The organism is Acinetobacter sp. YH16044, from assembly GCF_013417145.1.
Taxonomy (GTDB): Bacteria; Pseudomonadota; Gammaproteobacteria; order Pseudomonadales; family Moraxellaceae; genus Acinetobacter; species Acinetobacter amyesii.
In genome coordinates this window covers 72609-98770 of record NZ_VPEK01000002.1, presented here as the reverse complement: position 1 = coordinate 98770, position 26162 = coordinate 72609, and the positions used below count along the sequence as shown (strand labels likewise).

Sequence of the window (26162 nt, the reverse complement as noted above, 5' to 3'; positions counted from 1 at the left end):
GCGAAAGCCTCTTTTTTTTATCCGAGAAATTTTCTCTATCGTTGATAGATGTTGGCTTGATGAATCTCGAGAAAACTTGCAGGCTGAGCCAAATCAGTGAAGCCAAATTGACGATATAAACCATGTGCATCTGCCGTTGCAAGCAACATGCGTCTTAGATCTGAGGAGCCACATTTTTCAAATAAAGTACTCACAATTAATTTTGAATAGCCTTTGCCTCGATGCTCATCGGCGACATAAATATCGGCTAAATAAGCAAAAGTTGCATAATCCGTAATAGCACGACCAAAACCGATGAGTTCATCATCGAGAAGTAAGGCCACGGCCAAAGAGTTTTCAATCGCTTTTTTCACCACATGTTTTGGAATATCTTTTGACCAATAGGTATGTCTTAAAAAGCGATGCACGGTGTCTAAATCCATTTCATTTTTGTCATCGGTAATTTTTAAATTATTTGGCAGAGGATGGATGTCCATGGCAATACACACTTGAGTTTTAGATCTATGGTTATACTTTTTAAAGCAGACCTCCGTTCGCTGTAAATGTTTATTTTGATGGATTTAGACCTGATGTGAATGCCGCTCTGTTGCGCTGACTGCTGAATTGCGTTTTATCAAAGAAAATAAGTAGCGAATTTGCTAAAATGGCGGCTCATTTAACACAGCCTCCAAACCTATGACTGAACTGCTCCAAGATGATGAATATGACCGCCGTTTTGCTGGCGTAGCCAAAATATATAGTGATGAAAGTTTTCATCATTATGAAAAAAGTCATGTCATGGTGATTGGGGTCGGTGGAGTAGGCTCTTGGGCGGTCGAAGCTTTAGCGCGTACAGGTATTGGTGAGCTGACCTTGGTCGATATGGATGTGGTTGCTGCATCGAATATTAATCGACAATTGCCTGCCATGAGCACGACATTGGGACATGAAAAAATTGAAGTGATGGCAGAGCGCTGCCGTGCGATTAATCCCCGAATCAAAATAAATTTGATTGATGATTATCTCACACCTGAAAATGTCAAAGAAATTTTGGCAGGTGATCCTGACTTGATTTTAGATTGCATTGATGATGTGAAGGCCAAATTTGCCTTAATGCTACATTGCCGTTTTAATAAAATTCCGTTGATCGTTTCCGGTGGAGCAGGGGGTAAACTTGATCCGCTGAAAATCCGAGTCGCAGATTTATCAAGAACAGAGCAAGACCCGATGTTAGCCAAATTGCGCACACAATTACGCGGCAAAGGCATTTGTAAAAAGCCGAAAGAAAAGTTTGGGATTACCTGTGTTTATTCGATTGATAATCCATTTTCCAGTGCTGATGTTTGTCCAAGTGCGGGCTTACGTTGTGGTGGATATGGTTCAGCAGTAGTGGTGACGTCCAGCTTTGCGATGGTGGCTGTGTCAGAGGTGCTCAAAAAACTTGATGCAAAACGAGCAAAAGCATGACAGTTATCTCATTTTGAAAAAAATAAAGCACCGAATTCGGTGCTTTTTTTGTATATAGAATTAAAATCAGACACAATGTTGGAATAATTAAAATATTGATTTTTTTGGGGCGAGTATGTGGTTTTTACTGATACTAATTTTGGGGATGGGAGCACTTGCGTTTTGGATGTGGAAAAGACCCGATCCAGTGAAACGCGATCAGGCTAAAGCGGTTGGGCATGACTTGTGGATAGACCAATTAGATGCACAGCTGAAATTTGCAGAACGTTTAATGCTTGATGCACCAACCGACTATGCGCGTGCCTATGAGTTGTATCAAAATTTGGCCAAACAGCATGAAATTCCACAGGCCTATGTCGCTATGGGACAGATGCATTTACAAGGCTTAGGCAGAGAAGTCAGTGTGGAAAATGCGCTGGCTCTATTGGAAAAAGCCAATAGTTTAGACAGCGATGATGCTGCATATGTGTTGGGACAAGTTGAAGAAGGTATCTATGGCGGTGTACCCAATCTTGAAAAAGCGCAGTATTGGTATCGACATGCGATTTCACGCGGTCATTTGGATGCGCAATATCGACTCGCCGAACTAAACCCAGAAGATCAGACACATGCCGAGCAACAACATTTAGATTTGTTGCAAAAAAATGCGGACAATGGACATGCCAATTCACAGTATCAATTGGCACAGTTCTATTTAAACCAAGCCACGCCAAATATTGCTCTGGGATTGGAATATTTACTGAAAGCTGCCCAACAAGATCATATGGCGGCTATGCAGCAATTGCAGCAATTCTATGCACAAGGAAAGTATCTTGCGCAAAATGATGAAAAGTCATTGCAATATTTAAAGCGAGGATTGCTACTCGGGCACCAGCAGCAGTTGTATGAGTATTATCAAGCAGTATTGATGGGTAAGATCGATGTCGATCAGCGTCAGCGGGTTTATCATGATCTTTTGCAGCAGGCCAAAGAGCACAAAGTTGCTGCAGCCAGCCGATTATTAGGTATTGCACATTTTCATGGTTGGTACTTGGAGAAGCAGGAAACTTTAGGTTTTCGCTTTCTGACCGAAGCTGCTCAACTTAAAGATGCTGAAGCGATTAGTCTTATTGCCGCACTGTATTTTGAAAAGTATTTGGTTCGTGATGATCCGCAAAAAGCATTTGAGTTATATCAAACAGCGTATCAATTCAAACCATTATTCATTAACCAAGTTGGTTTGGCCCTATGCTATCTACACGGCGTCGGTGTTGAGCGAAATATCAAGCAAGCGCAGCAACTTTTAGTTGAAGCGGCAAGACACTTAAATGATATGTCCATTACTTGTGTCGCCGATCAGAATTATGTGATTGGACGTTTTTATGCATTGCCAGAATATCCTTTAGCACATCGTGATCAGTGTCTGAGTTATCTGGAAAAAGCCGCGGAACAAGGTTCGCAGGATGCTGCTTGGTATCTCTACCGTTTAGCCGTGGACAATATCTTGCCTGATCTCTCATTTGATGATGCTCAAACACAGCGAGCATTGTTGAGAGCGGCGAAATTAGGTCATCCTGATGCACTTACGCAACTGGGTCTGGTTAACTTAAAAGGACAATGGGGAGCACAAGATTTCCAACAAGCATCGCAGTATTTTTCGCAAGCGGCGGGATTGGGAAATGTGACTGCCTTGTACCAGCTTGGTGAAATGTCAGAACATGGTTTAGGTGTACAGCAAGATTTAACCCAAGCGCATAGTTATTATGCACAAGCGGCTCAGGGGATGAATGCTGCGGCATTAACGCGATTGGGTTATTTCTATATTCATGGCATGGGCGTAGAGCGTGATCTTAAAATTGCACAGCAATATTTGGAAAAAGCGGCTTTGCAAGGCTATGTTGAAGCACAAGAACAATTGGAGAATATTCACGCATTTTTAAATGCCAATTAATCGTGATGCAAAGCAGTAAGGTGGTATGAAGAGACCTGAAGTTTAGTTTGATGGTCTCTACATTTATTTTAATACAGAAATAAATAGAGTAAAAATAACATAAAGAATTGATGTGGAAATTTGAATTTTTACTTACATAAAACCCAAAAAAGCAGGCAAATTATGCCTAGAAAAATATGAGTTTTTTTGATTAAATACCCCGCATATTTTATAAAAATCTGATTTTAGATAATAACGATGCTGAACAATATATATTCTGCAATTGAAAAATTGGGCATTAGTCCACAAAAACGTGCTTTGCATATTCAATTTTCAAATTCGACATTAAATCAGGCGGTATTTTTACAACGCATTGATGGGGAACATGCCTTAAGTGAAGGTTTGAATGTTCAGCTCATCTGTCTCTCAACTTCTGCCACGCTCGAACTGAAACAATTTATTGGCACACAAGTCGCAATTGATCAGGTGACCGATGCGGGGCAACTTTTTCGTATTACCGGGATCATTACTGAAGCATTTCAAGGCCAAAGTGATGGTGCATTAACGCTATATAAGTTGACCTTAGAAGATGCAACGGCATTGTGGTATAAGCGTCGTAATAGCCGTGTGTTTATGAATAAATCGGTCAAAGATGTGGTCGAGATTATTTTTAAAGAATGGCAAAAAAAGAGCCCACTTTTTGCAGCGAGCTTAAGTTTGGACTTAAGTGGCTTAAAAAAAGAGTATGACGTTCGACCATTCATGATGCAAAGTAATGAAACCGACTATGATTTTATTACCCGCTTACTACGCAGTGAAGGCATTCATTGGTTGGTTGATGAAGCTCAATCTTTTGTAACATCGTCTGCGACACCCATCGCAGCTCAAAAGCTACGCTTGATTGATGATAATAGTCAATATCAAGCTTTAGAGCGACGTAATATCCGTTTTCATCGCAGTAGTGCGACTGAAAAAAATGACAGTATGACCAGTTTTATCGGTCAGCGTAGTCTGCAACCGACGTCGGTACATGTGCAACGATGGCAGGCGGATGTGCTTGAACAGGACGAAGGTGGTGGTGCAGTACAAAGCAAGCACCTACATAGTCAAAATCAAGATAATGCGAGCTTAAGCTTAGAGCAGGCATGGCATTTGAGCCCTGCATGGATGCAAGATCTGAATGGTGAAGATGCTGCAACAGCTTCTAATAGTGCTCAAGTTGAACGTCTCAATCAAAATTTTAGTGATTATTATGCGGCTCAAGCCAAACAATTTATTGCTAAAAGTACCGTACGTGATACGCAAGTTGGTTATTGGTTCAAATTGGATGAGCATCCTGAAATTGATCAGCATAACGGTGCAGATCAAGAATTTCTTATTCTATCTAAATCATTTTATAACCAAAATAATTTACCTAAAGATTTAACTGATCAAGTGACCCAGCTGATCCATCAAAGTCAGTGGCAAGTCAAACAAAGCGATGCGGATGAACGCCAAGCCAATACCTTGGCTTTGCAACGTCGAAATATTACGACCGTTCCTGAATTTAATCCACTTACACATCGACCAGTAACACATCCGCAGCGTGCTAAAGTTGTGGGGCCTGCCGGTGAAGAAATCCATGTTGATGAATGGGGGCGGATAAAAGTCCGTTTTCTGTTTACCCGTTCTGATGATCATAGCCATGATGGTGGTGCAGGTGCGAACAATAATGACACAGACTCGGCTTGGGTTGATGTGTTGACCCCTTGGGCCGGCGAAGGCTATGGTGCACGCTTCTTACCTCGAATTGGTGAAATAGTTGTCGTCGATTTCTTTGATGGCAACATTGACCGACCTTTTGTCGTGGGTCGTATTCATGAAGCGCAGCGTAGTCCCACTAAATTTGACAATAAAGGACAATTACCCGATACCAAAAAACTCGCGGGAATTCGTTCCAAAGAAGTGGCGGGAGAGGGTTTTGGTCAATTACGCTTTGATGACACCACGGGGCAAATTAGTACGCAGTTGCAAAGTAGCCATGGTGCAACACAACTGAATTTAGGTCATTTAAGTCATCCTAAAGAAAAGGCTGAGAGTGAAAGTCGGGGTGAAGGTTTTGAGCTGCGGACCGATCAATGGGGGGCAGTACGAGCTGGACAAGGTTTATTGGTGTCGACACATCAGCAAGCACAGGCAGGTGGGCTACATTTAGCGACCCATGAAGCCCATACTCAAATAGAAAGCGCATTGAATAATGCTAAAGGGTTGAGTGATGTAGCGAAAAACCAACAGACCGACCCGCTTGAAGTATTGGAGAGTCTTCAAGCCTTTATTGAGGTGTTAAGTCAGGATGATCAGCAAAAAGCTGCTGAGTTTAAGTCGGCAGTAATGGTATTAGCTGCGCCAAATTCGATTGCGATGAGTTCCAATGAAGATGTACATATTTCCTCAAATGGCCAGATTAGCCAAACTGCAGGCGATAGTATGAACATTTCCACGCAAAAATCTTTAATAGGTCATGCAGGCAAAAAAATCAGTTTATTTGCTGCTCAAGAGGGTTTACGTGCATTTGCAGGGAAAGGGAAAGTTGAAATTCAAGCACAGGGCGATGGCTTGGATCTGATAGCACGTAAGGGCATTCAGGTTATTTCAACCGAAGATACGGTATATATCACCAGCCCTAAAGAGATTAATTTAACTGCGGGCGGGTCGCAGATCAAACTAAATGGTTCGGGTGTATTTCCAACCACAAGTGGAAAATTTGAGGCGAAAGCGGGGCAGCATAAGTTTATGGAAGGGGAAAAGGTTAATTCGAGACAACCAGAGTTAGCTTTATTGCCTGATTACCATATGACCTACGTTGCAAAAGATTCAGCAGGAAAACCTATAATTAATAGAAAATATGTTATGACTCTTGCTAATGGGCAAGAGTTGCATGGAGTAACTGATTCATTAGGAAGAACTCAGAAAGTTATAACAAAGGGACCGCAAGGTGTTTTAGTGACACTTGAAGAATTACCTGAGGAAGAAACCAATGGCTATGAAATTATGAGAGAAAACATTACATGAGCAAAATTAAACTTAAATTGTTTGTAAAAGAGTTGCCGAGTGGCAAAATTATCCCTCTCTCTTCAAAGCCTTATGTAATTACAAAATATGATCAGTCTACTACTGAGTTTTTTAAAGAACGGCTGTCTGCTGTGAATGGATCCGCTAGAATTAAAAACTTTGATTCCAAAGATGTAAAGTTGAGTCTTGAAGATTTTAATAAGAGTAAACAGGTTTTTAATGTCCCAAATAAAATTGTTTTAAATGATAAAAATGCGATTAATCTTGAAAATATAAGAAAAAATTATAATGCTAGAAGTTCGACTACTGATATAAATGGAATAACTGAGGTTATGGATTTACCAGTGGGTAAATATGCAATTTGGATAACAGATAATAGGGTACAGAATAAAATTTCACGAGTTGGTAATGATAAAGGAATTTTGCTACATGGTTTTGAAATTCTTAAGAATACGCATGATGTCATCTCTTTAGATATTCAAGTTAAGCAATATTATTGTTATAGATTAATTGACTCGATCACAAAGAAACCATTATCAGATATAAAATTTAATCTTTATACTTTGGATGAAAAACATAAATTTAAGAAAATCAATCGAACTGATATAAAAAATTTAAAAACAAATAAAAATGGAATGACACCAGTTTTATATTCTATTAAAGGAGAAGTGATATTAGTTGGATTTGAAAAAGGAGGGATTGAAAAACGTGTGCCAATAAATAGCTTAAAGTTTTATTCAATATTTTCAAATAAAAATTATCAAGATATTGAATGGCCAGCAGTGAAAGCGGTCAGTGAAAAACCTGTTGATACTAAAGCAAACTTACAGCAAGCGAGTAAGATTCCTATTCTATTCAATTTGTTAAAGTGTGAGACTTGTGTGCTAGATCCGGAGAATTTTGCAAAATTTGAGGAGGAGAGCAAACAATTAGATAAAGTGTTGTACCACTCATATTTAAGTAAACAAGAACTAGATAAGGCCATAAGTGAGCAAGCGAGTGCTGAAGTTATAAAAGCTCTAGAAAAGAAGATTGATGAAAATGAAAAGAAGGTAGCTGAGCATTTAAATAAAAACTTTAAAAATAAAGCAGACTTAGTTGAAATTTTTATTGCAACTTCATATAAAACTGATAACGGAAAAGATGTCAAAAACGGTTTTATTCGTCGTTATATAAAATTAAAAAGTTATGAAGATAAATATAATGCTAAACGCTTAAATATTGCTGATTTTAAAATTGATAATTTAACTAAAGGTCTGATTCAATCAGCAAAAAGTAAAGAAATTAGCCCAGAATTAAAAAAAGCCGGTTTTGATGAACTAAAAAAAATTGAACTCACACTCTTAAAACAAGAATGGTATAAAAAAGAAAAAAGTATCGATTTGATTTCATTGGGTGGAGCATTTCATCAAGAAGCAAAACAGTCGAATTCATTTGATTCTTCAACCGATGCACAATGGTTACGCGCAATTGGTGGTGCAGGTGCATCAGGAAGTATGAATTGGAATCCTGCAAAAGGAGATGTAGGGGTTAAAGTTCAAGTTACAGCACAGGCTAAACTTGTATTGGTGGAAGCTGGTTATAAGGCAAATTTATGTATACCAAGTCGTTCTGGTGTGAGTCTAAAGTACCATGATATTTATTTGGGTGCATTAAGGGGAATTGTGTTTGGAGAGGTCAGTGCATTTTATGGAGCTAGAGCTGCTATAGGTTTTGGTTTAAATCTTGGATATAACGCTTTGGGTGAGCCTGAGCTCTCAGGTGATGGAGTAATTTATCCTAAACAATCAGTTGCTCAGAATTATGATAGCAAAAATAAGCGCCCAACTTTTGTTGTTGAAAAAGAGGACAGCAAATCAGGATCACAACAAGGATTAAATGCTGATACAAAAATTGGAGTGGAAGCTTTTTCAGGAATTGAAGGTGGATTAAAAATTGGAGCTGGTTTGGAATGGCTTTCTCCGGAATCTAAAAAATTTGAAAATATTGCATCCGTTGCACCAAAAATGGCAGCACAGGCAGGAGTAAGTGGTGCTTTTAATTTTGAAATAAAGTTAGTTGGTGGTGAATTTAGGATAAAGGTTAAAGCTTCACTATGTTTAGGATTCGGGGCAAAAGGTGAGTTAGAGCTTGCTGTTGGGGCAAATAAATTAGTTGAATTTAATCGATGTCTTGCTTACCAACTTAGACAGAATGGCACAAAAATTTTACCTTATATTGCTAAAGATGCTTTCGAATATTGGGGAATGCTACAAGTTTATGCTGCAATTAAGGGGATTTCTATAGTTTATGCTTCTGTAAGGGAAATACGGAGTGTTATAAAAAGTATTTATAACGAGTTCAGTGAAGCAAGAGAATTAAAATCATTGGCACAAAATATCAATATAAATCCGGAAGCATTATTATATGCAACCCCTGAAACTAGGGGAGTGTTGATTTATGCATTGACAAAAGATGTATGGTTCTCAAAATCTTTTGATAGATTGGAATATGATTTTTCAAAAATGGAAATACATCATTTACCAGAACGAAAACGTGCAGTTTTAAATATATTTAAATCGATTATGACAAAATCTGCTTGGGATAATACTTTGCAACATATGACAGAGAGTGGTACTAAAGCAATAGAGCCAATTTCTCACTTGGAATCACGCATCATTTTCTTTTTAAATGAAGGAAAATTTTTGGCCAATCAAAATGAAGTGAATGATGCGATTAGTGAGGGACGCTCTTGTATCTCACCACCGAAAACAGGTAATTCAATATTGGATGAGTATATTCAACTACGTTGTAGTGTGTTAGATACAGTTCCTATTGGTCAAGTCATGCTAATGAATGATAGTAATGACTATGAAATTCTTGCCAATGATCTAGACTTGGGGAAATCTGATAGCGAAATACTGTTGGCAACTAATATTGAGATCATTGATACTTCACTAGAATCAAATAACCAAAATGGAACGTATCAAGTTTAAATTAATTTATACAACGAAATGCGGTATCTTGGCTTCCATCAATAGTATTGCCATGCTCATTGAACGTAGCGGATGGAGGGGCTTTTTGACGGTAAATATTCATGCCATCACCACCAGCAGCATTATCACCACCTTGTGGAAAGGAGCTGCGCAAGACTTTTTCTGTGCCCACTTTAGGGCCTTGTGGATTCTTAACAGGTGACTCTGCATAGTAGTTTTCGCTATACCAATCTCTGACCCATTCAGTATTATTTGTCACCATATCGTAGATTCCCAAAGGATTTGGTGACACTTTTCCTAATATAGGAAGATGTCCATAATTATTATACCCATATTTAACAGAATTGGTTTTGAGTTGTTCATAGCTTGCAATATTTACCCCATTTTTCATGGTGCCATCATTGGTTGCATAGAGAAGGTATTGTCCACGGTTTCGGGCAGCATATTCCCATTGTGCTTCTGTCGGTAAATCCATTTTTTGCCCCATTTGATTGCCTAACCACTGACAATACTTTTGTGCATTGTACCAATTTGCACCTGCTGGGAGTTTATGAAAAATTTCTTTTGGATAGTCTTCTAAATAATCTGGTTGTGCCTGATTGGTGGCCTTGAGATAGATCAAATAATCTTGCAAAGTAATTTTATTATTGGTCATCTTAAAGCTGTCTAAGACCACTTTATGCGGTGGTTTATTATCTTTATCAGATGAATAACCTACATAGCTATTGTAGGGAGGTGTCTCGACATTGCCTTTGGGATTCGTTACTGCCACACTATCTGGAGCTGTTTTTTCTAGTTCTTTGGTGATGGTGCCGAAATCCCCCATAATAAATGAACCACCTTGTACATTCACCATATTTTTCTTTGTGCGCTCGACAAGCTCATGAATTTCACTCTGTAAACTTGGATCAGTTACTTTCTGATTGGCTTGCTTTTGATAAGATGCTGCTGGCTCTGATGGCGTTTTAGCACAAGCCGCTAATGTCAGGCTTGAGAGGAAAATAAAAGCGAATTTTCGATTAATCATATTCTTAAAAATTATAGAGTTGTTAAAATATTGCCAAAGAATAAAGCAAATTTAATATCTCAAAAAGAGAGTTTTTGTTATTTAAACCCTTTAGGTGTAAAAAAAGCCCCTCAGGGCTTTTTTTATATTAATCAAGGCAACTGCTGAATCGGACTGCCACCCAACGCCTGCATCAAAGTCACATAAGCATTGTATTGACTTTGCTTCGTCTGAACCAAAGACAGTCGCGCATTACGTGTGGTCTCCTGTGCATCAAGCAAGTTTTTCAACGCAATTGCACCATTTCGATAACGTACTTCAGTCAAACGCTCAGTCTTTTCTGCAAGCTGTACATTACGCTCTTGCAAAGCAACTTGTTGACTTAATTCAGTACGATTGGATAGCGCATTTTCCACATCGGCAAAAGCCTGATACAGGGTCTGACGATATTGAATAATAGATTTTTCATAATCTAAATCACTAATCGCAAGGTCTTTCTTCATATCATTATATTGCAAGAAAGGTAAACTCAAACTTGCACCCAAAGCCAAAGCGGGGTTTTGTAATAAATTACTCAAAGAGGTACTACTCGAGCCTAAACTGCCAGTTAAACTGATTGAAGGATAGTAACTGGCTTTCGTTGCATCTTTATTTGCCAAAGCTTTACGTAATCTTAATTCGCTCGCTTGTAAATCTGGACGGCGAGACAACAACTCGGCAGGTAAACCTGCTGCAATCGTCGGTAATGCAATTCGAGGTAAACGCTGTGGCTCAGCAATATTCAGTTGCTGTACAGGTTGATGTAATAACACAGCCAATGCAGTACGTGTTTCCACTTTTTGTTGGGCAATTTGGCTTAAGGTCGATTTTTGACTTTGGACCGACTGTTCTGCTTGCGTTAGATCTAAACCTGACACAGCACCGGCTTTATATTGCACCTTGACCAAGTCATAGGTTTTTTGCGTACTGGCCAAATTTTGCTGCGCAATACTGTAGCGCTCATTTAAATAGCCAAGTTGCCAATATAGGTTTGCTGTTGTTGCAATCAAACTTTGGGCAGTGGCTTGCAGGTCTTGTTCAGTTGCTAAAGCTTCCCATTTTGCGGCCTCAGTCTGGCTAGCCAAACGACCAAATAAATCTACTTCATAACTGACGCCACCACTGAGTGATACACCTTTTGATGAGTCATCACCTGAGTTAAGGTCAAAGTTATGTCCAGTAGAGACACTTGAACTCACGCGTGGCCCTTGTCTATTTTCAGCCAAACCTGCTTGTAGTCGAGCTTGCTGTAAATTAATACCTGCAACCGCAAGGTCTGTATTGGCAGATAAAACTTGATTCACTAACTGGTTTAATTGAGCATCATTAAACAATGTCCACCATTGGTCAGCATACGTATCTGCATGAACTTGCTGACTCATGGCTTTCGCATTTTGAAATTGCGTCGGGATTTGTGTTGCAGGAGCTTCATACGGCGTCTTAACCACAGCGGCACAGCCGACTAAGCTAGTTCCGAGAATGAAGGCACTTGCAAGTTTAGTTAAGGTCATTTGCATCATTATTTCCTTATTCGCGAGAAAGCGCATCGACAGGGTTAAGCTGTGCGGCATTACGTGCAGGAATAAAGCCAAACACAATACCAATCATACTTGAGCAGACAAATGCAGCAACGATAGACGTCGTTGAATAGGCCATTTGGAATGTTCCACCGGCAAAATGACTAATCAATTGTCCAATACCCAAAGATAATAAAACTCCAAGTACACCGCCTAAGATACATACCAATACAGCCTCAATCAGGAACTGTTGCAGAATGTCACTTTGACGGGCACCCACGGCCATACGTACACCAATTTCTTGAGTACGCTCAGTCACAGAAACCAACATAATGTTCATGACCCCAATACCACCGACGATCAATGAAATCACCGCAATTGCAGAAACTAACAAGGTCATCGTTTGAGTAGTTTGTTGAATGGTTTCACGGATACTATCGGAGTTCTGTGTAAAGACATCTTGCGCGCCATGACGTTGCACTAACAAGTTTAATATGGCGTTTTCAGCAGCGGCACTTGGGTATTCATCTTTCACTCGGACAATAATGCTGCGCACATTCGACTGCCCCAGCATACGACTCATAACCGTTGAATAAGGCAAATACACATTCAGGCTATCTGAGTTGCCCATCATGCTTTTTTGTTCTTCGATCACGCCAATGATACGGCTCGGCACACTGCCTAATAAAATCACTTGCCCCACAGGGTTGGTGCCATCTGCAAAGAAAGTATTTTTAGTATTACTATCAATCACCACATCTTGCGCTTGCTCAGTCACACTTTCTTTATCAAAAGGTTGACCCGAAGCGAAGTTCATTCCTTTGACATAGAAGAAATCTTCACTCACGCCATTCACTGTGGTCGACGCTTCTGTGTCTTTAAAACGTGCTGTGACAGATGAATTGACCGAAGGACTAACGCCATCGACATAAGGCTGCTCAGCAAGGGCCGTCGCATCGGCTGGAACCAATGTTTTTACTTGGGAGGATCTGGAATTATCACCAAAGCCTCGACCTTGATACACCGTGATGGTATTGGTACCTAAACTGCTGATATTTTCTAAAATTTGCTTTTGTGAACCATTCCCAAGAGCCACAACAGAAACCACAGAAGCGATACCAATAATGATCCCGAGCATGGTTAAAAATGTACGCATACGGTGAGCATTCATGGCAAGGATCGCCATACGGAAGGCTTCACCTAAACGGTCAACGGCAGAGCGCCAGCTTGAAGTTTTTTTCTGTGTGTTTGGAACGAGTTGCTGTTTTTCTAAAGGTTCATCATCTGTTTCAGGTACATTGGGCTGATCTGAGATGATATTACCGTCAGAAATTTCAATAATTCGAGTCGCATTTTTTGCAACATTATGGTCGTGCGTGACCAAAATAATGGTATGACCTTTGGCATTGAGTTCGCGCAAAATCCGCATCACTTCAATACCACTATTCTTATCTAGTGCACCGGTCGGTTCATCGGCAAGAATAACATCGCCACCATTCATGAGGGCACGCGCAATCGATACACGTTGTTGCTGACCACCCGAGAGTTGGCTCGGACGGTTTTGGGTTTTTTCACCCAGTCCAAGATCGGTTAGTAGTTGCTTGGCACGTGCATTGCGTTCGGTTGCATCTGCACCGGCATAGATTGCGGGAACTTCAACGTTACCTGCAGCATTCAAATCACCGAGTAAGTGATAGCGCTGGAAAATAAAGCCAAAATATTCACGGCGTAACTGTGCCAGTTCATCTGGTTCAAGTTCACGGGTTTCACGCCCCTTGACTTTGTAACTGCCATTGGTTGGCTTATCAAGGCACCCCAAAATGTTCATGAGGGTAGATTTACCAGAACCGGACTGACCTACAATTGCTACCAGTTCACCTGGGTAAATCTCAAGATTGACCCCTTTTAGAATCTGGACTGTGCTTTCACCGGCAGGGAATTCACGAGTCAGATTCTTGACCTCGAGTAGAGGCGTCTGATTTTGACTCATCATTACATTCTCATTGGGCCGCCAGCACCACCACGGTTGCTGCGTTTCGCTGAATCATTAGAGGTATCTGAACCGTCGGCAATCACGACTTTGTCACCCTGTTTTAAGCCACGGATCACTTGTGCGGTCACACGGTTATTTAAACCGAGTAATACCTGTTGTGGTTGAGCTGAACCATCGGCTTGTAGTACACGAACCATCGCAACGCTGGCTTTACCTTGTTTGACCAATGTTTTTTCAGCTTCAGTCAGTTCTAAACGTTTAGGACGGTTTGGATTATCTTTATTCGATTTAGCTTCTGCGATGGCTTTTTTATCAGTAGATTCACCATTTGCAGATGCATTATTACGGCTACGTTGTGGACGGTTCGAGGTTTGAACGGCTGCGGCAGGTACAGTCAAGACATTCTTGGCTTCATCTAAAATGATATACACCTGAGCAGTCATATCAATACGCAATTTACCGTCTTCATTTGGGACATCAAATAACGCATTGTAGTAAACCGCAGTACTTGAAGACGAAGAGGTGTTGTTGTTACTTTCGGTGTTAATTGAGTTTGGCGCAGGTTCAACTTGGCGCAGGGTAGCATAGTGTTTTGTTTCACTGTCGCCCAAGGTTGTAAAATAGACGTTTTGACCTTCTTGGACTTTCATCACATCGGCTTCAGAAATTTCAGCTTTAATGGTCATGGTGTCGAGTTTTGCCAATTTCACAATGGTTGGCGCACTTTGGTTGGCATTTACGGTTTGACCTTCTTCAGTCACAATCGCCACGATGGTTCCATCCATAGGTGCAACAATTTGTGTATAGCCTAAGTCTTCTTTTGCAGTCGCTAAAGTTAAACGTGATTGTTCGATTTGTGCATTAATGGCTGCAATATCAGCTTGCGCAGTTTTATAACTTGCTAGCGCAGATTCAAGTTCTGCACGACTAGTCGCGTCTTGAGCGTACATTGCTTGTTGACGATTATATTCAGCTTGGACTTTTGCAAGATTTGCTTGTTTAACTGCCAATTGCGCTTGTTGGTTTTTGATGCTGGCTTCTGCAGTTTTTAAATCATTTTCCTGACGTACCGAGTCAATACGGGCAATCAGCTGACCTTGTTTCACTTCATCACCGAGTTGCACATACATCTTTTTCACCTGACCAGAAACCTGTGCACCAACACTCACCATTTTGGTTGCTTCAAGTACACCTGTTGCAAGTACAGAGTTTTCAATGTCACCACGACTCACTTCAGCAGTAATATATTGCGGCTGAGTTTCTTTAGGTTTTAGGAAATGCCATGCAGTGACAGCGATTGCCAAAGCAACGATGATGGCTACGATCAATTTTGCTGGTTTTATTTTTGGCATGATTGGCAGTTAAAAGTTTATAAAGATGATTGAATTATAAGATTTAAATACGGATAAATTGTGAACTTTTTGAGCAAACAGTAATGATAATTATTCTTTTATACTGGAATGCAAGTTATTACAGCCTTTTATTAGACTAGAAGAGTCTGCGCCCACACAAGCTGGCAATAGCTTGTTGTACCAAGTGCTCAGGATTTTCATGACCTAAACCTTTTATTGACGCGTCTAAACGAAGTAATAGGGCAGGCCAAGTCAAAAAATCGTTCGCATTTAAACGGCGTAACGCTTGTTGATACAGCCCGACTTTGGTTTTCCAAATACCAATTTGCAAAGCATTTTGTGGCTGCTCAAACAGTTGCATTAGCAAACGCATTTCCTTACTGATACTCCATAAAATGAGTGACATTGGCTCACCAGAGGCAATCAAATATTGAAAAATTTTAATTGATTGCGCCAAATTGCCTTGCAGCATGGCATCATTTAAATCATAGGTGGTGTAGCGTGACTGATCTTGTAAGCAAGAGTACAGATGATCTATCTGGATCATCTCTGCCTCAGGAAAAGTATCTGCGACACGCATTAAACTATTTTTTGCAGCCAGTAAGTTGTGCTCATGATGCTGTTCTAGCCATTGCCAAGCATCATTGGCGAGTTTAATGCCGAGCTTTTGTGCTTCAACGGCCAAAATTTGCTGACGATCTTTAGGGTAGTTTGCAGTCAGTGCAACATTGACTCCATTGGCATCAATGGTTTGGAAAAAACTGGTCTTTAAACTCGCACTGTCTTGCTTTGGCATGACCACGAGCAGCAAGTTGCTTTCATTTTGCTGCAAATAGCTTTTTAACAATTTTAGTCCATTGGCATCGGGTTTAATGCTGCCATGTGCCTCAATTGCCAGTTGACTGGAAAATAATGACAAGCTATTTAAAGCATTAAAGACATGTTTCCAATCAGCAGCAGAGCTAATATCATACCGTTGACGCTCGACTTCTCGAGTGTTCCAACTCTTACGAAATGCATCCAGGAGATTTTGTTCAAGTAAAGGCTCTTGACCATGCAGCACCCAGGCACCTTGCGCTTCATCTACACGTTTTAATGCCTGAAGATAGTCAAGTTTCATAAATCAAAATTACTCAGCTTTGGTCGGTGCAGTTAGTGGGTTTGCTTTTGGTAAGCGGTTTGATGAAATTTGGCGCACGATCTGTTGTGCAATGTCATCAATAATCACTTGTTTTAAATATTTTTCTTCTTGGTCATCAGTGTTCACGGTTGCTACGTCGTATTGGTAGCTACGTGTTGCCATCAATGTACGTGGTTCTGTCACAGGGTTACCTTGAGCATCTTCAATTTGGAACGTCACATTCAAGCGCAGTAAAGTTTCAACCAATTTACCATTGAGTTCTAAACGTCGTGGAGTGTAATCCAACACATGTAAGACATAGGCATTTTGATTATTGCTCAATTGCACGCCTGCAGAACCTAAATAAATCGCTAACTTTTCATGTAAGTCATCCGTATCTTCAGGAAGTGCCAATCGCATATTGGAATAGGCTACAGGTACAGCAGCAGGGTTGGTGCCTTTTAAATGAAAACCACAACCGACCATGCCTGCGCTCAGGCCCATAGTTAATACAATTGCAGCAACACGTTGAACCAAGTGCATAAAGTGTCCTCTGTTTCCCGAAGGGATAATGTTGAAATCCTGTGTGGATTGTAAAGTCAAAGCCCGTTGACTCGCAACGGGCTTTGTTTGGGAATTGTTTTTTAATCCCTCCCGACCTCCCTTTAAAAAAGGGAGGAGATCCGATTTTTTGTTGGGAGCGGGAAGTCCCCCTTTTATAAAGGGGGATTTAGGGGGATTAAATTAAACCACCAAATTCACTAATTTATTCGGCACCACAATTTCTTTCTTGGTTGGACCAGTCAAGAATTGTTGAACTTCAGGTAATGCTTTTGCTTGCGCCAGAATGTCATCTTTAGAGGCATCGACAGACACTTCTAATTTGCCACGAAGTTTACCGTTCACTTGCACTACAATCGTTTGTGTATTGCGAGTCAGCGCAGATTCATCTACCGCAGGGAAGCGTGCTGATGTTAATTCGATACCAAACTCAGCCAATAAGGTTTGGCTTAAATGTGGTGCAAACGGAGCAAGTAAAGTTAGAAGGGTTGTGATTGATTCACGTGCAACGGCAACGTCATTGTCATCTTTCGCTTCAAACTTATTGTTTGCATTCAAAAGTTCCATCATCGCAGCAATGGCGGTGTTGAAGGCATGACGACGAGCAATGTCATCACCCACTTTTTGAATGGTTTCGTGTGTTTTACGACGCAAGTCTTGTGCAGCGGTAGATAGTGTCGCTTTGTCGATGTTTGCAGCAGAGTTGCCTTGTTCAAGGAAACCAGATGCTAGGCGCCATACACGTTTTAAGAAACGGTTTGCACCTTCAACACCTGCGTCAGACCATTCTAGTGATTGATCTGGTGGTGCCGCGAACATCATGAATACACGTGCAGTATCTGCGCCGTATTGATCAATAATCGCTTGCGGGTCGATACCGTTGTTTTTCGATTTCGACATTTTTTCTTGACCGCCAACCACGACATCTTGACCATCACCTTGATATTTCGCAGAAATGATACGGCCTTTTTCATCACGTTCTAAATCGATGTCAGCAGGGTTAAACCATGTTTTCTTGCCTGACTCAGATTCACGGTAGTAAGTATCCGCAAGCACCATACCTTGTGTTAAAAGGTTAGTGAATGGTTCGTTACCTTGAACGACGCCTTCATCACGCATCAATTTGTGGAAGAAGCGTGCATAAAGTAAATGAAGAATTGCGTGTTCAACACCACCGATGTATTGGTTCACAGGTAACCAAGTTTGACCCGCTTCAGGTTTCACCATACCGTCAGTGAAATCTGGAGATGCATAGCGTGCATAGTACCAAGATGATTCTACAAAGGTATCCAAAGTATCTGTTTCACGACGAGCATCGCCACCACAGCATGGGCAAGTGGTTTCATAGAACTCAGGCATTTTGTTGAGTGGATTGCCTGAACCGTCTGGAACCACGTCCGTTGGCAATACAACTGGAAGTTGTTCTTCAGGTACTGGAACCTGACCACATTTTTCACAGTTGATCATAGGAATTGGACAACCCCAATAACGCTGACGAGAAACACCCCAGTCACGTAAACGGAATTGAACTTTTACATTTGCAAGCTTTTGAGGCTCAAGTTTTGCAAGGAATGCATCGTACGCGCCTTGGAAATCTAAACCGTCAAATTCGCCTGAATTCACCAGTTTGCCTTCTTTAGAACCGTACCATTCTTGCCAAGTGGTTGCGTCAAAGTCTGAATCGTCTGCACCTTTGGCATCAATCACTTGCTTAATGGTTAAGCCATATTTATTCGCAAATTCGAAGTCACGTTCATCGTGTGATGGAACCGCCATCACCGCACCGGAACCGTAAGACATCAAGACGTAGTTTGCGATCCAAACAGGAACTTCTTCACCTGTAACTGGGTGCTTAACTGACAAACCTGTTGCCATACCTTTCTTCTCAGCAGTGGCAAGATCGGCTTCTGCAACAGAACCCATACGGCATTCTTCAATAAATGCAGCAAGCTCTGGGTTGTTTTCCGCAGCTTTAAGTGCCATTGGATGCTCTGCTGCAACTGCAACATAAGTCACACCCATGAGTGTGTCAGCACGAGTGGTAAATACAGTTAAACCATCTGCATAAACATTTGGATTCGCTGAAGGGAAGGTAATTTCCATACCCTGTGAGCGACCAATCCAGTTACGTTGCATGGTTAAAACTTGCTGTGGCCAGCCGTCTTTTAATGTTTCTAAATCGTCAAGTAATTCTTGCGCATAGTCAGTGATGCGGAAGTAGTACATTGGAATATCACGTTTCTCAACCAATGCACCTGAACGCCAGCCACGACCATTTTCAACTTGTTCGTTTGCTAAAACAGTTTGGTCTACAGGGTCCCAGTTCACTGTTGAAAGCTTACGGTAAATTAAACCTTTTTTATAAAGCTGTACGAATAACCATTGTTCCCAACGGTAGTATTCAGGTGTGCAAGTTGCAAATTCACGATCCCAATCTACAGAAAGACCTAACTTTTTAAGCTGATTACGCATGTAATCAATGTTTTCAAAAGTCCATTTTGCAGGAGCGACTTGATGGGCAATTGCAGCATTTTCAGCAGGTAGACCGAAAGCATCCCAACCCATTGGTTGTAGTACAGTTTCACCTTGTAAGCGGTGGAAACGGCTGATCACGTCACCAATTGTATAGTTACGCACATGACCCATATGCAGTTTGCCACTTGGATAAGGGAACATAGAGAGGATATAACGACGTGGTCCTTCTACTTGGTCGGCAACTTTGAAGGCTTTGCGATTTTCCCAGTCTTGTTGGACTGTAGGTTCAATCGCACTGGCTTGATATTCAGGGTCAATGTGAGTAGTCATAAACGTAAATAGAAATAACGGTTAAAAAGTTTGTGCTACAGCATAGCGCAAAATACGCCTAGAGTGAATTTTGCGATGCTGCCTAGATGTAAATAATTTAAGTCGATATAGCAGGACTTTGGCGTGAATTATTGTGCTGCGGCAGCTACCGCTTGAGCTTGGCGGAGTGCTGCATTGGCTTCGCGTTGTTGTTCTGCTTGTTGCTCATTTTGTTCATTCGACTGTTCGGCTTCACGTGAAACCTCTTCTTGGTTTTTTGCTGGAGTTGATTGCGTAGTCGTTGTTGCGCCATAGGTATTTACTTTACCTTTACGCTGCGCATTTTTTGGCGGTGGCGTGGTGGTGTAATGCGTTGAACCTTTAGCATCCACCCATTTGTAATATTCTTTCGCTGAAAGGTCCAAACTGGTCAGGCAAAACGCCATGCTAGATAAAATACAGGCAGTTCGTGCAATCGTCGTCTTCATCATAAATTCAGTCCCAAAGTTATAGTGATCATGCAAAATTATGCTGAAAATTTTGCGCTTTTTTGACAGCAGAATCTATGCATTTTTTAGCACAAAGGATAAAAGGGGCATCGCGTGGGATGAGTAACTTTGTGAATGATGAATTGTGGAATTAATGAGCAATAAAAATGTTGGGTTCTTATGATCCAATCCATGCATTAAGTTGAAAGTGAGGCAATTGAATGAAAAACCCACAGCCATTCATTTAATTTATTTATTAGATTTATAAAAGTATTTTATTAAATGCATGCTAACTGGTTATAAATAAACAAACTACAAAGAATGCAAAGAACGGGAGTATGCTTAAAAAACAAACGGTCTGTAAGTAATCAGAAAAAAGCCGATTTTTAAACTTGACTTTAATGGTTGAAACTACAAAAATGCTGTCTTTAGTTTTATATGCCTTAGATCGATCACCCTTCGAATGAGTGCATTTTAGCAATGGACTTCTTCTCTAGCCGAGAAGTTGAACAAAGCCAACAAAATATGTTTATCCCAACATGTTTTAGACCCCATATTGCTCAAACAGCAAGCAGGTCAGATTTTTTTCTTATTGCTATGAAAACTATGAAATTTGTGTGCTATAACAGAGCACACAGTTAATGAATTAACCACGACAAATGCCCTCCATTTGTGCGTGAAAAAAGATTAGGGTGAATCACGTTGGAACTTTTATCTGGTGGTGAAATGCTCGTACGCGCTTTAGCGGACGAAGGCGTTGAACATGTTTTTGGATACCCAGGCGGCGCAGTACTGCATATTTATGATGCGCTATTTCAACAAGAAAAAATCAATCATTACCTAGTGCGCCACGAGCAAGCTGCTGGTCATATGGCTGATGCTTACTCACGTGTCACAGGTAAAACAGGTGTCGTACTGGTGACATCTGGTCCGGGTGCAACAAATACCGTAACTCCAATTGCAACTGCCTATATGGACTCAATCCCAATGGTGATTTTGTCAGGTCAGGTTGCAAGCCATCTTATCGGTGAGGATGCGTTCCAAGAAACTGATATGGTTGGTATTTCGCGCCCAATCGTAAAACACAGCTTCCAAGTACGTCATGCAAGCGAAATCCCTTCGATTATTAAGAAGGCATTTTATATCGCTTCAAGTGGTCGTCCGGGTCCTGTTGTCGTTGATATTCCAAAGGATGCGACGAATCCTGCAGAGAAATTTGCTTACGAATATCCTGAAAAAGTGAAAATGCGTTCGTATCAACCGCCGCATCGTGGTCACTCAGGTCAAATTCGTAAAGCAATTGATGAATTGATTCATGCTAAACGCCCAATTATTTATTCAGGCGGCGGTGTGGTTCAAGGCAATGCTTCTGCACAGTTGACAGAACTTGCACATTTACTGGGTTATCCAGTAACCAGTACCCTAATGGGTCTTGGTGCGTATCCGGGCAATGATGAACAATTCATCGGCATGTTGGGTATGCATGGTACTTACGAAGCCAATATGACTATGCACAATGCAGATGTGATTCTGTGTGTGGGCGCGCGCTTCGATGACCGTGTAACCAATAATCCAGCGAAATTCTGTCCAAATGCGAAAGTCATTCATATTGATATAGACCCAGCAACGATTTCAAAAACAATTATGGCGCACATCCCAATTGTGGGTGCAGTAGAGCCTGTATTGACTGAAATGTTGGCTCAATTAAAGCAATTGAATGTGTCTAGACCAAATCCTGAAGATATCGCGGCTTGGTGGAAACAAATCAATGAATGGCGTCAAGTTCATGGTTTGAACTATGACAAACCAACTGATGGTTCAATGAAACCACAGCAAGTTGTTGAAGCCTTGGATAAAATTACCAATAGTCAAGCCATCATTACTTCAGACGTTGGTCAACACCAAATGTTTGGTGCGCTTTACTACAAATACACACGTCCACGTCAATGGATCAACTCAGGTGGTCTAGGAACCATGGGTGTAGGTTTGCCATATGCTATGGCAGCTAAACTTGCCTTCCCAGATCAACAAGTAGTGTGTATTACTGGCGAAGCATCGATTCAGATGTGTATCCAAGAACTTTCTACATGTAAGCAATATGGCTTGAATGTAAAAATTCTATGCTTGAATAACCGTGCATTAGGTATGGTTAAGCAATGGCAAGACATGAACTACGAAGGTCGTCACTCAAGTTCTTATGTTGAGTCACTTCCTGACTTCCCTAAATTAATGGAAGCGTATGGGCATGTGGGTATTCAAATTGATCATGCAGATGAACTCGAATCGAAGCTTGCTGAAGCAATGGCGATCAATGACAAGTGCGTGTTTATTAACGTGATGGTTGACCGTTCAGAGCATGTATATCCAATGTTGGTTGCTGGCCAGTCAATGAAAGATATGTGGTTAGGCAAAGGAGAGCGCACACAATGAGACATATTATCTCTGTACTTGTAGAAAACGAAGCAGGTGCGCTTTCACGTTTGGTAGGTTTATTCTCTCAGCGTGGTTATAACATTGAGACATTAAACGTAGCGCCAACAGAAGATCCGACGCTTTCGCGTTTGACTTTAACCACGTATGGCGATGAGCATAAAATTGAACAAATCACCAAACAACTCAACAAGCTTGTCGAAGTTGTTAAAGTTGTTGATTTGTCTGAAGGTGCTCATATTGAACGTGAATTGATGTTAATTAAAGTCAAAGCACTCGGTTCAGCACGTGCCGAAATTAAACGTACTGCGGATATTTTCCGTGGACAAATCGTAGACGTAACGCCAACGACATATACCATTCAAATCGCAGGTACAACTGAAAAGATAGATGGTTTTATTGATGCCTTAGCTGAAAATACAATTCTAGAAGTTGTACGTTCAGGTGTTTCAGGTATCGCACGTGGCGAAAAAGTTTTAACTATCTAATTTTATATATTCACCTCACTCCTATGGGTGAGGTACTTGAAACGTGAATAATCAAACAGAATCACGGTATCAAGTTAAAGGAAACGAAAGCATTTTAGCGGAGACAGCAATGCAAATTTTTTACGATAAAGACACAGACTTATCTATCATCCAAGGCAAAAAAGTAGCAATCATTGGTTATGGTTCACAAGGTCATGCTCATGCGCTTAACCTTAAAGATTCAGGCGTTGACGTAACTGTAGGTCTACGCGCTGGTTCTACTTCTTGGAAAAAAGCTGAAAATGCTGGTCTTAAAGTTTCAGAAGTTCCTGCTGCTGTAGCTCAAGCTGACTTAGTTATGATTTTGACTCCAGATGAGTTCCAATCACAACTTTACCGTGACGTAATTGAGCCAAACATCAAGCAAGGTGCAACGCTAGCATTTGCTCATGGTTTCTCTGTTCTTTATAACCAAGTTGTTCCACGTGCTGACCTTGACGTAATCATGGTTGCTCCAAAAGCGCCTGGTCATACTGTACGTTCAGAATTCCAACGTGGTTCAGGTGTACCTGATCTTATCGCTGTTCACCAAGATGCTTCTGGTAATGCACGTAACGTTGCGCTTTCTTACGCTTCAGGTGTTGGTGGTGGCCGTACTGGTATTATCGAAACTTCATTCCGTGAAGAAACTGAAACTGACCTTTTCGGTGAGCAAGCAGTCCTTTGTGGTGGTGCTGTTGAATTGGTTAAAATGGGCTTCGAAACTCTTGTTGAAGCTGGTTATGCACCAGAAATGGCTTACTTCGAATGTTTACACGAACTTAAATTGATCGTTGACTTAATGTTCGAAGGCGGTATCGCGGACATGAACTACTCAGTATCAAACAATGCTGAATATGGCGAATACGTAACTGGCGTTGAAGTAATCAACGAACAATCTCGTGAAGCGATGCGTAATGCGCTTAAACGTATTCAATCTGGTGAATACGCGAAAATGTTCATCCAAGAAGGTGCGTTGAACTATCCTTCTATGACTGCTCGTCGTCGTCAAAATGCTGCTCATGGTATTGAAGTAACTGGCGGTAAGCTACGTGCAATGATGCCTTGGATCCAAGCGAACAAAATCGTAGACAAAGAAAAGAACTAAGTTCTGATATCTAAGTCAAAAAGCCCTTGTTTTTAACAGGGGCTTTTTTATGCCTTACAAAAGACGGTATCAAGGCTGCGTGCCTCAAATGATGTAAGCAGTGCTTTTATTCCTTGCGCTTCACTCAGAACAGTGTTCTGAGTTTGCTCATACCTTGGATTCAAGCGAACAAAATCGTAGACAAAGAAAAGAACTAAGTTTTGATTTCTAAGTCAAAAAGCCCCCTGTTTTTAACAGGGGCTTTTTTATGCCTTACTGAAATCAGCATAAAGGCAAGTAAAACCGTTGATAAAGAGAAAAACTAATTTCTCCAATCAATTGATTTGAATGTGGAAGCCCACTCATTTGAGTGGTATTTAAATTTGCTAAGTACCTAGAAAGGATAAAAGGCAGTACGTGGCCTCTTTGCGTCCACAACGGTGATTTGCTTTTTGGGCTTCATTCAAAGCAGTACTTTTTCTTCCTTGTATTCAAGTAAAAAAAGTTGTAGAGCAATAAAAGAACAAAATTTTATTTCTCAGTCAAAAAAGATGTTTTTAATGGGGATGCCAAAGATTGGAAACATGGGCTTTAAAAGCGGCACCAATTTAATCTAATGGTTTGAGTCATAGATAGTTTCAAAACTCCTATATTTGTGTCATCTGTGTTGAATTTAGGTTGTGATAGAGTAGGCATTATTCATGCTGTATGGAGTGTGTAATTGCAATGAAAATATCAAAACTCTCTCTTTTACTCGCTCTTTGTCTACCTGTGGTGGGTTTTGCACAAGATGCAGATATAGCACAGCCTGAGTTAAAGCCTTTACCTGATGTTCGCATATCCATGCAGCGGATGCTTCGTTCGACTGAAGGGCGCTATTTCTTAGACTTGTATGCTGGAATATGGAATCCGCACGGGACTTTGACTGATCTGCAAGAGCCCAAACAAATTAACTTTAAAGGGACTCAAAAAGCTGATTTTATTGACTTGAATTCAGTTAATGTTGTGACTGAACAAAGTGCTGCAACAGCTTATCGATTAGCAGGAACATTGAATGCAAATACAGGCTCGTTTAAAGCTGAACTGACGGAACAAACGGCACCACCATCTACAAGTTATCTACAGTTTGAGCCTGCGTTTAAAGCTGTAGATAAACCTATCCTGCTGTTTAAGTTTTATGGGGTGCAATCCGCAGACCAACCTTATGGGAAGTCTCTAAAACGCGTAGATGTGATTAATAAGTCAAATGGCACAGTACTACAGTCTTTACAAGGCTTTAATGCCTTTGGGAGTAGTATAGGATTCTTGGATGTTAATTTTGATGGATACTATGATGTTGTACTCTCAGATACCTCTGATGGTCGAAAAATAGAAGATAAGCAATTTATTTATTGGATGTACAACCCTAAAACGAAGAATTTTCAGCGCTCACCACAATTGGAAAAAATTGCAGGCTTCCCAAAATTAAAAGGAGAGTTGCAGCAGATCGACTTTGGATCAGGTCAAATCTTTCGAGTCGATCAAGGATTGCTTTATCCAGTCAGTGAGTAAGTTAAATTTTTTAAAAAGCCCCATAACTTGGGGCTTTTTTTATTTATAGAATTTTCTAAAGAAGAATGTAGGCAGTTTTAAAAGAGGTATTCAGTATTTTGAATAAAAAATCAAAGTAAAAAGTGCGTTGAAAGAGAGGAGCTGAATTTCAATATGCGTGATAGTTCATGTAATAAATGAGATTCTAAAAAATTGAAAAACAAAAATCTGAAATTTAAAGAAAGAAAATATGATTTACAAAAGCTTAACATTGGAAACTAAGACGTGTTTCAAAACCTGTAATTTAATACAAAGGCTCAGTATTTGGTGACGTAATTCTTGTATTGCGTTTCAAAAGACATACCTGA

17 protein-coding genes are annotated in these 26162 nt (G+C 40.6%); 8 read left to right on the top strand and 9 right to left on the bottom strand.

All coding sequences use genetic code 11. The annotated features are described in order from the left end of the window. Positions 1-35 precede the first annotated feature (35 nt). A complete protein-coding gene (locus FTV38_RS01955; protein WP_180021046.1) occupies positions 36-476 on the bottom strand; it encodes a GNAT family N-acetyltransferase in 441 nt (146 codons plus the stop codon). Positions 477-675: 199 nt separating this feature from the next. On the opposite strand from FTV38_RS01955, the gene FTV38_RS01950 reads away from it, so the two are divergent. From FTV38_RS01950 to FTV38_RS01935, 4 genes are all read left to right on the top strand, one after another. After that, positions 676-1446 (top strand): ThiF family adenylyltransferase, encoded by a 771-nt coding sequence (locus FTV38_RS01950; protein ID WP_180021044.1) that lies wholly within the window; start codon positions 676-678, stop codon positions 1444-1446. A 115-nt stretch (positions 1447-1561) separates the two neighbouring features. Beyond that, complete coding sequence (locus tag FTV38_RS01945; protein WP_180021042.1) at positions 1562-3376, top strand: tetratricopeptide repeat protein; 1815 nt, start codon at positions 1562-1564, stop codon at positions 3374-3376. 237 nt (positions 3377-3613) lie between these two features. Further along, positions 3614-6406, top strand: a complete 2793-nt coding sequence (locus FTV38_RS01940; protein WP_180021040.1) for a type VI secretion system Vgr family protein — start codon at positions 3614-3616, stop codon at positions 6404-6406. Further along, entirely contained in the window at positions 6403-9381 is a 2979-nt protein-coding gene (locus FTV38_RS01935) for a hypothetical protein (protein WP_180021038.1), read from the top strand. Before FTV38_RS01940 ends, FTV38_RS01935 begins: the two co-directional genes overlap by 4 nt. Position 9382: 1 nt before the next feature. On the opposite strand, the gene FTV38_RS01930 is transcribed toward FTV38_RS01935, so the two are convergent. From FTV38_RS01930 to FTV38_RS01895, 8 genes are all read right to left on the bottom strand, one after another. Then, positions 9383-10408: an SUMF1/EgtB/PvdO family nonheme iron enzyme gene (locus FTV38_RS01930; RefSeq protein ID WP_180021036.1), complete on the bottom strand. Its 1026-nt coding sequence runs from the start codon at positions 10406-10408 to the stop codon at positions 9383-9385. A 131-nt stretch (positions 10409-10539) separates the two neighbouring features. Beyond that, complete coding sequence (locus FTV38_RS01925) at positions 10540-11943, bottom strand: efflux transporter outer membrane subunit (protein ID WP_180021185.1); 1404 nt, start codon at positions 11941-11943, stop codon at positions 10540-10542. Between the two features lie 10 nt (positions 11944-11953). Next, a complete protein-coding gene (locus FTV38_RS01920) occupies positions 11954-13933 on the bottom strand; it encodes a MacB family efflux pump subunit (RefSeq protein WP_180005400.1) in 1980 nt (659 codons plus the stop codon). Between the two features lie 2 nt (positions 13934-13935). Next, positions 13936-15288 carry a MacA family efflux pump subunit gene (locus FTV38_RS01915; protein ID WP_180021027.1) on the bottom strand — a complete coding sequence of 451 codons (1353 nt, stop codon included), beginning with the start codon at positions 15286-15288 and terminating at the stop codon, positions 13936-13938. Between the two features lie 136 nt (positions 15289-15424). Then, positions 15425-16408, bottom strand: a complete 984-nt coding sequence (gene holA, locus FTV38_RS01910) for a DNA polymerase III subunit delta (RefSeq protein WP_180021025.1) — start codon at positions 16406-16408, stop codon at positions 15425-15427. A gap of 9 nt (positions 16409-16417) precedes the next feature. Further along, complete coding sequence (lptE, locus tag FTV38_RS01905) at positions 16418-16951, bottom strand: LPS assembly lipoprotein LptE (protein ID WP_078192675.1); 534 nt, start codon at positions 16949-16951, stop codon at positions 16418-16420. Between the two features lie 201 nt (positions 16952-17152). After that, the gene (leuS, locus tag FTV38_RS01900) at positions 17153-19774 is read right to left on the bottom strand and encodes a leucine--tRNA ligase (RefSeq protein WP_180021023.1); all 2622 of its coding nucleotides are present in this window, start codon (positions 19772-19774) and stop codon (positions 17153-17155) included. A 128-nt stretch (positions 19775-19902) separates the two neighbouring features. After that, positions 19903-20199 carry a DUF4124 domain-containing protein gene (locus tag FTV38_RS01895; protein ID WP_373683082.1) on the bottom strand — a complete coding sequence of 99 codons (297 nt, stop codon included), beginning with the start codon at positions 20197-20199 and terminating at the stop codon, positions 19903-19905. A gap of 744 nt (positions 20200-20943) precedes the next feature. On the opposite strand from FTV38_RS01895, the gene FTV38_RS01890 reads away from it, so the two are divergent. From FTV38_RS01890 to FTV38_RS01875, 4 genes are all read left to right on the top strand, one after another. Continuing rightward, positions 20944-22671, top strand: coding sequence for an acetolactate synthase 3 large subunit (locus FTV38_RS01890; RefSeq protein ID WP_180021021.1), 1728 nt, complete (start codon positions 20944-20946; stop codon positions 22669-22671). Beyond that, complete coding sequence (gene ilvN / locus FTV38_RS01885; protein ID WP_078189625.1) at positions 22668-23159, top strand: acetolactate synthase small subunit; 492 nt, start codon at positions 22668-22670, stop codon at positions 23157-23159. The genes FTV38_RS01890 and ilvN overlap by 4 nt, the downstream gene beginning before the upstream one ends. A gap of 109 nt (positions 23160-23268) precedes the next feature. Further along, positions 23269-24285, top strand: coding sequence for a ketol-acid reductoisomerase (ilvC, locus tag FTV38_RS01880; protein ID WP_180021019.1), 1017 nt, complete (start codon positions 23269-23271; stop codon positions 24283-24285). A 705-nt stretch (positions 24286-24990) separates the two neighbouring features. Next, positions 24991-25815, top strand: a complete 825-nt coding sequence (locus FTV38_RS01875; RefSeq protein WP_257227268.1) for a hypothetical protein — start codon at positions 24991-24993, stop codon at positions 25813-25815. Positions 25816-26162: the final 347 nt, after the last annotated feature.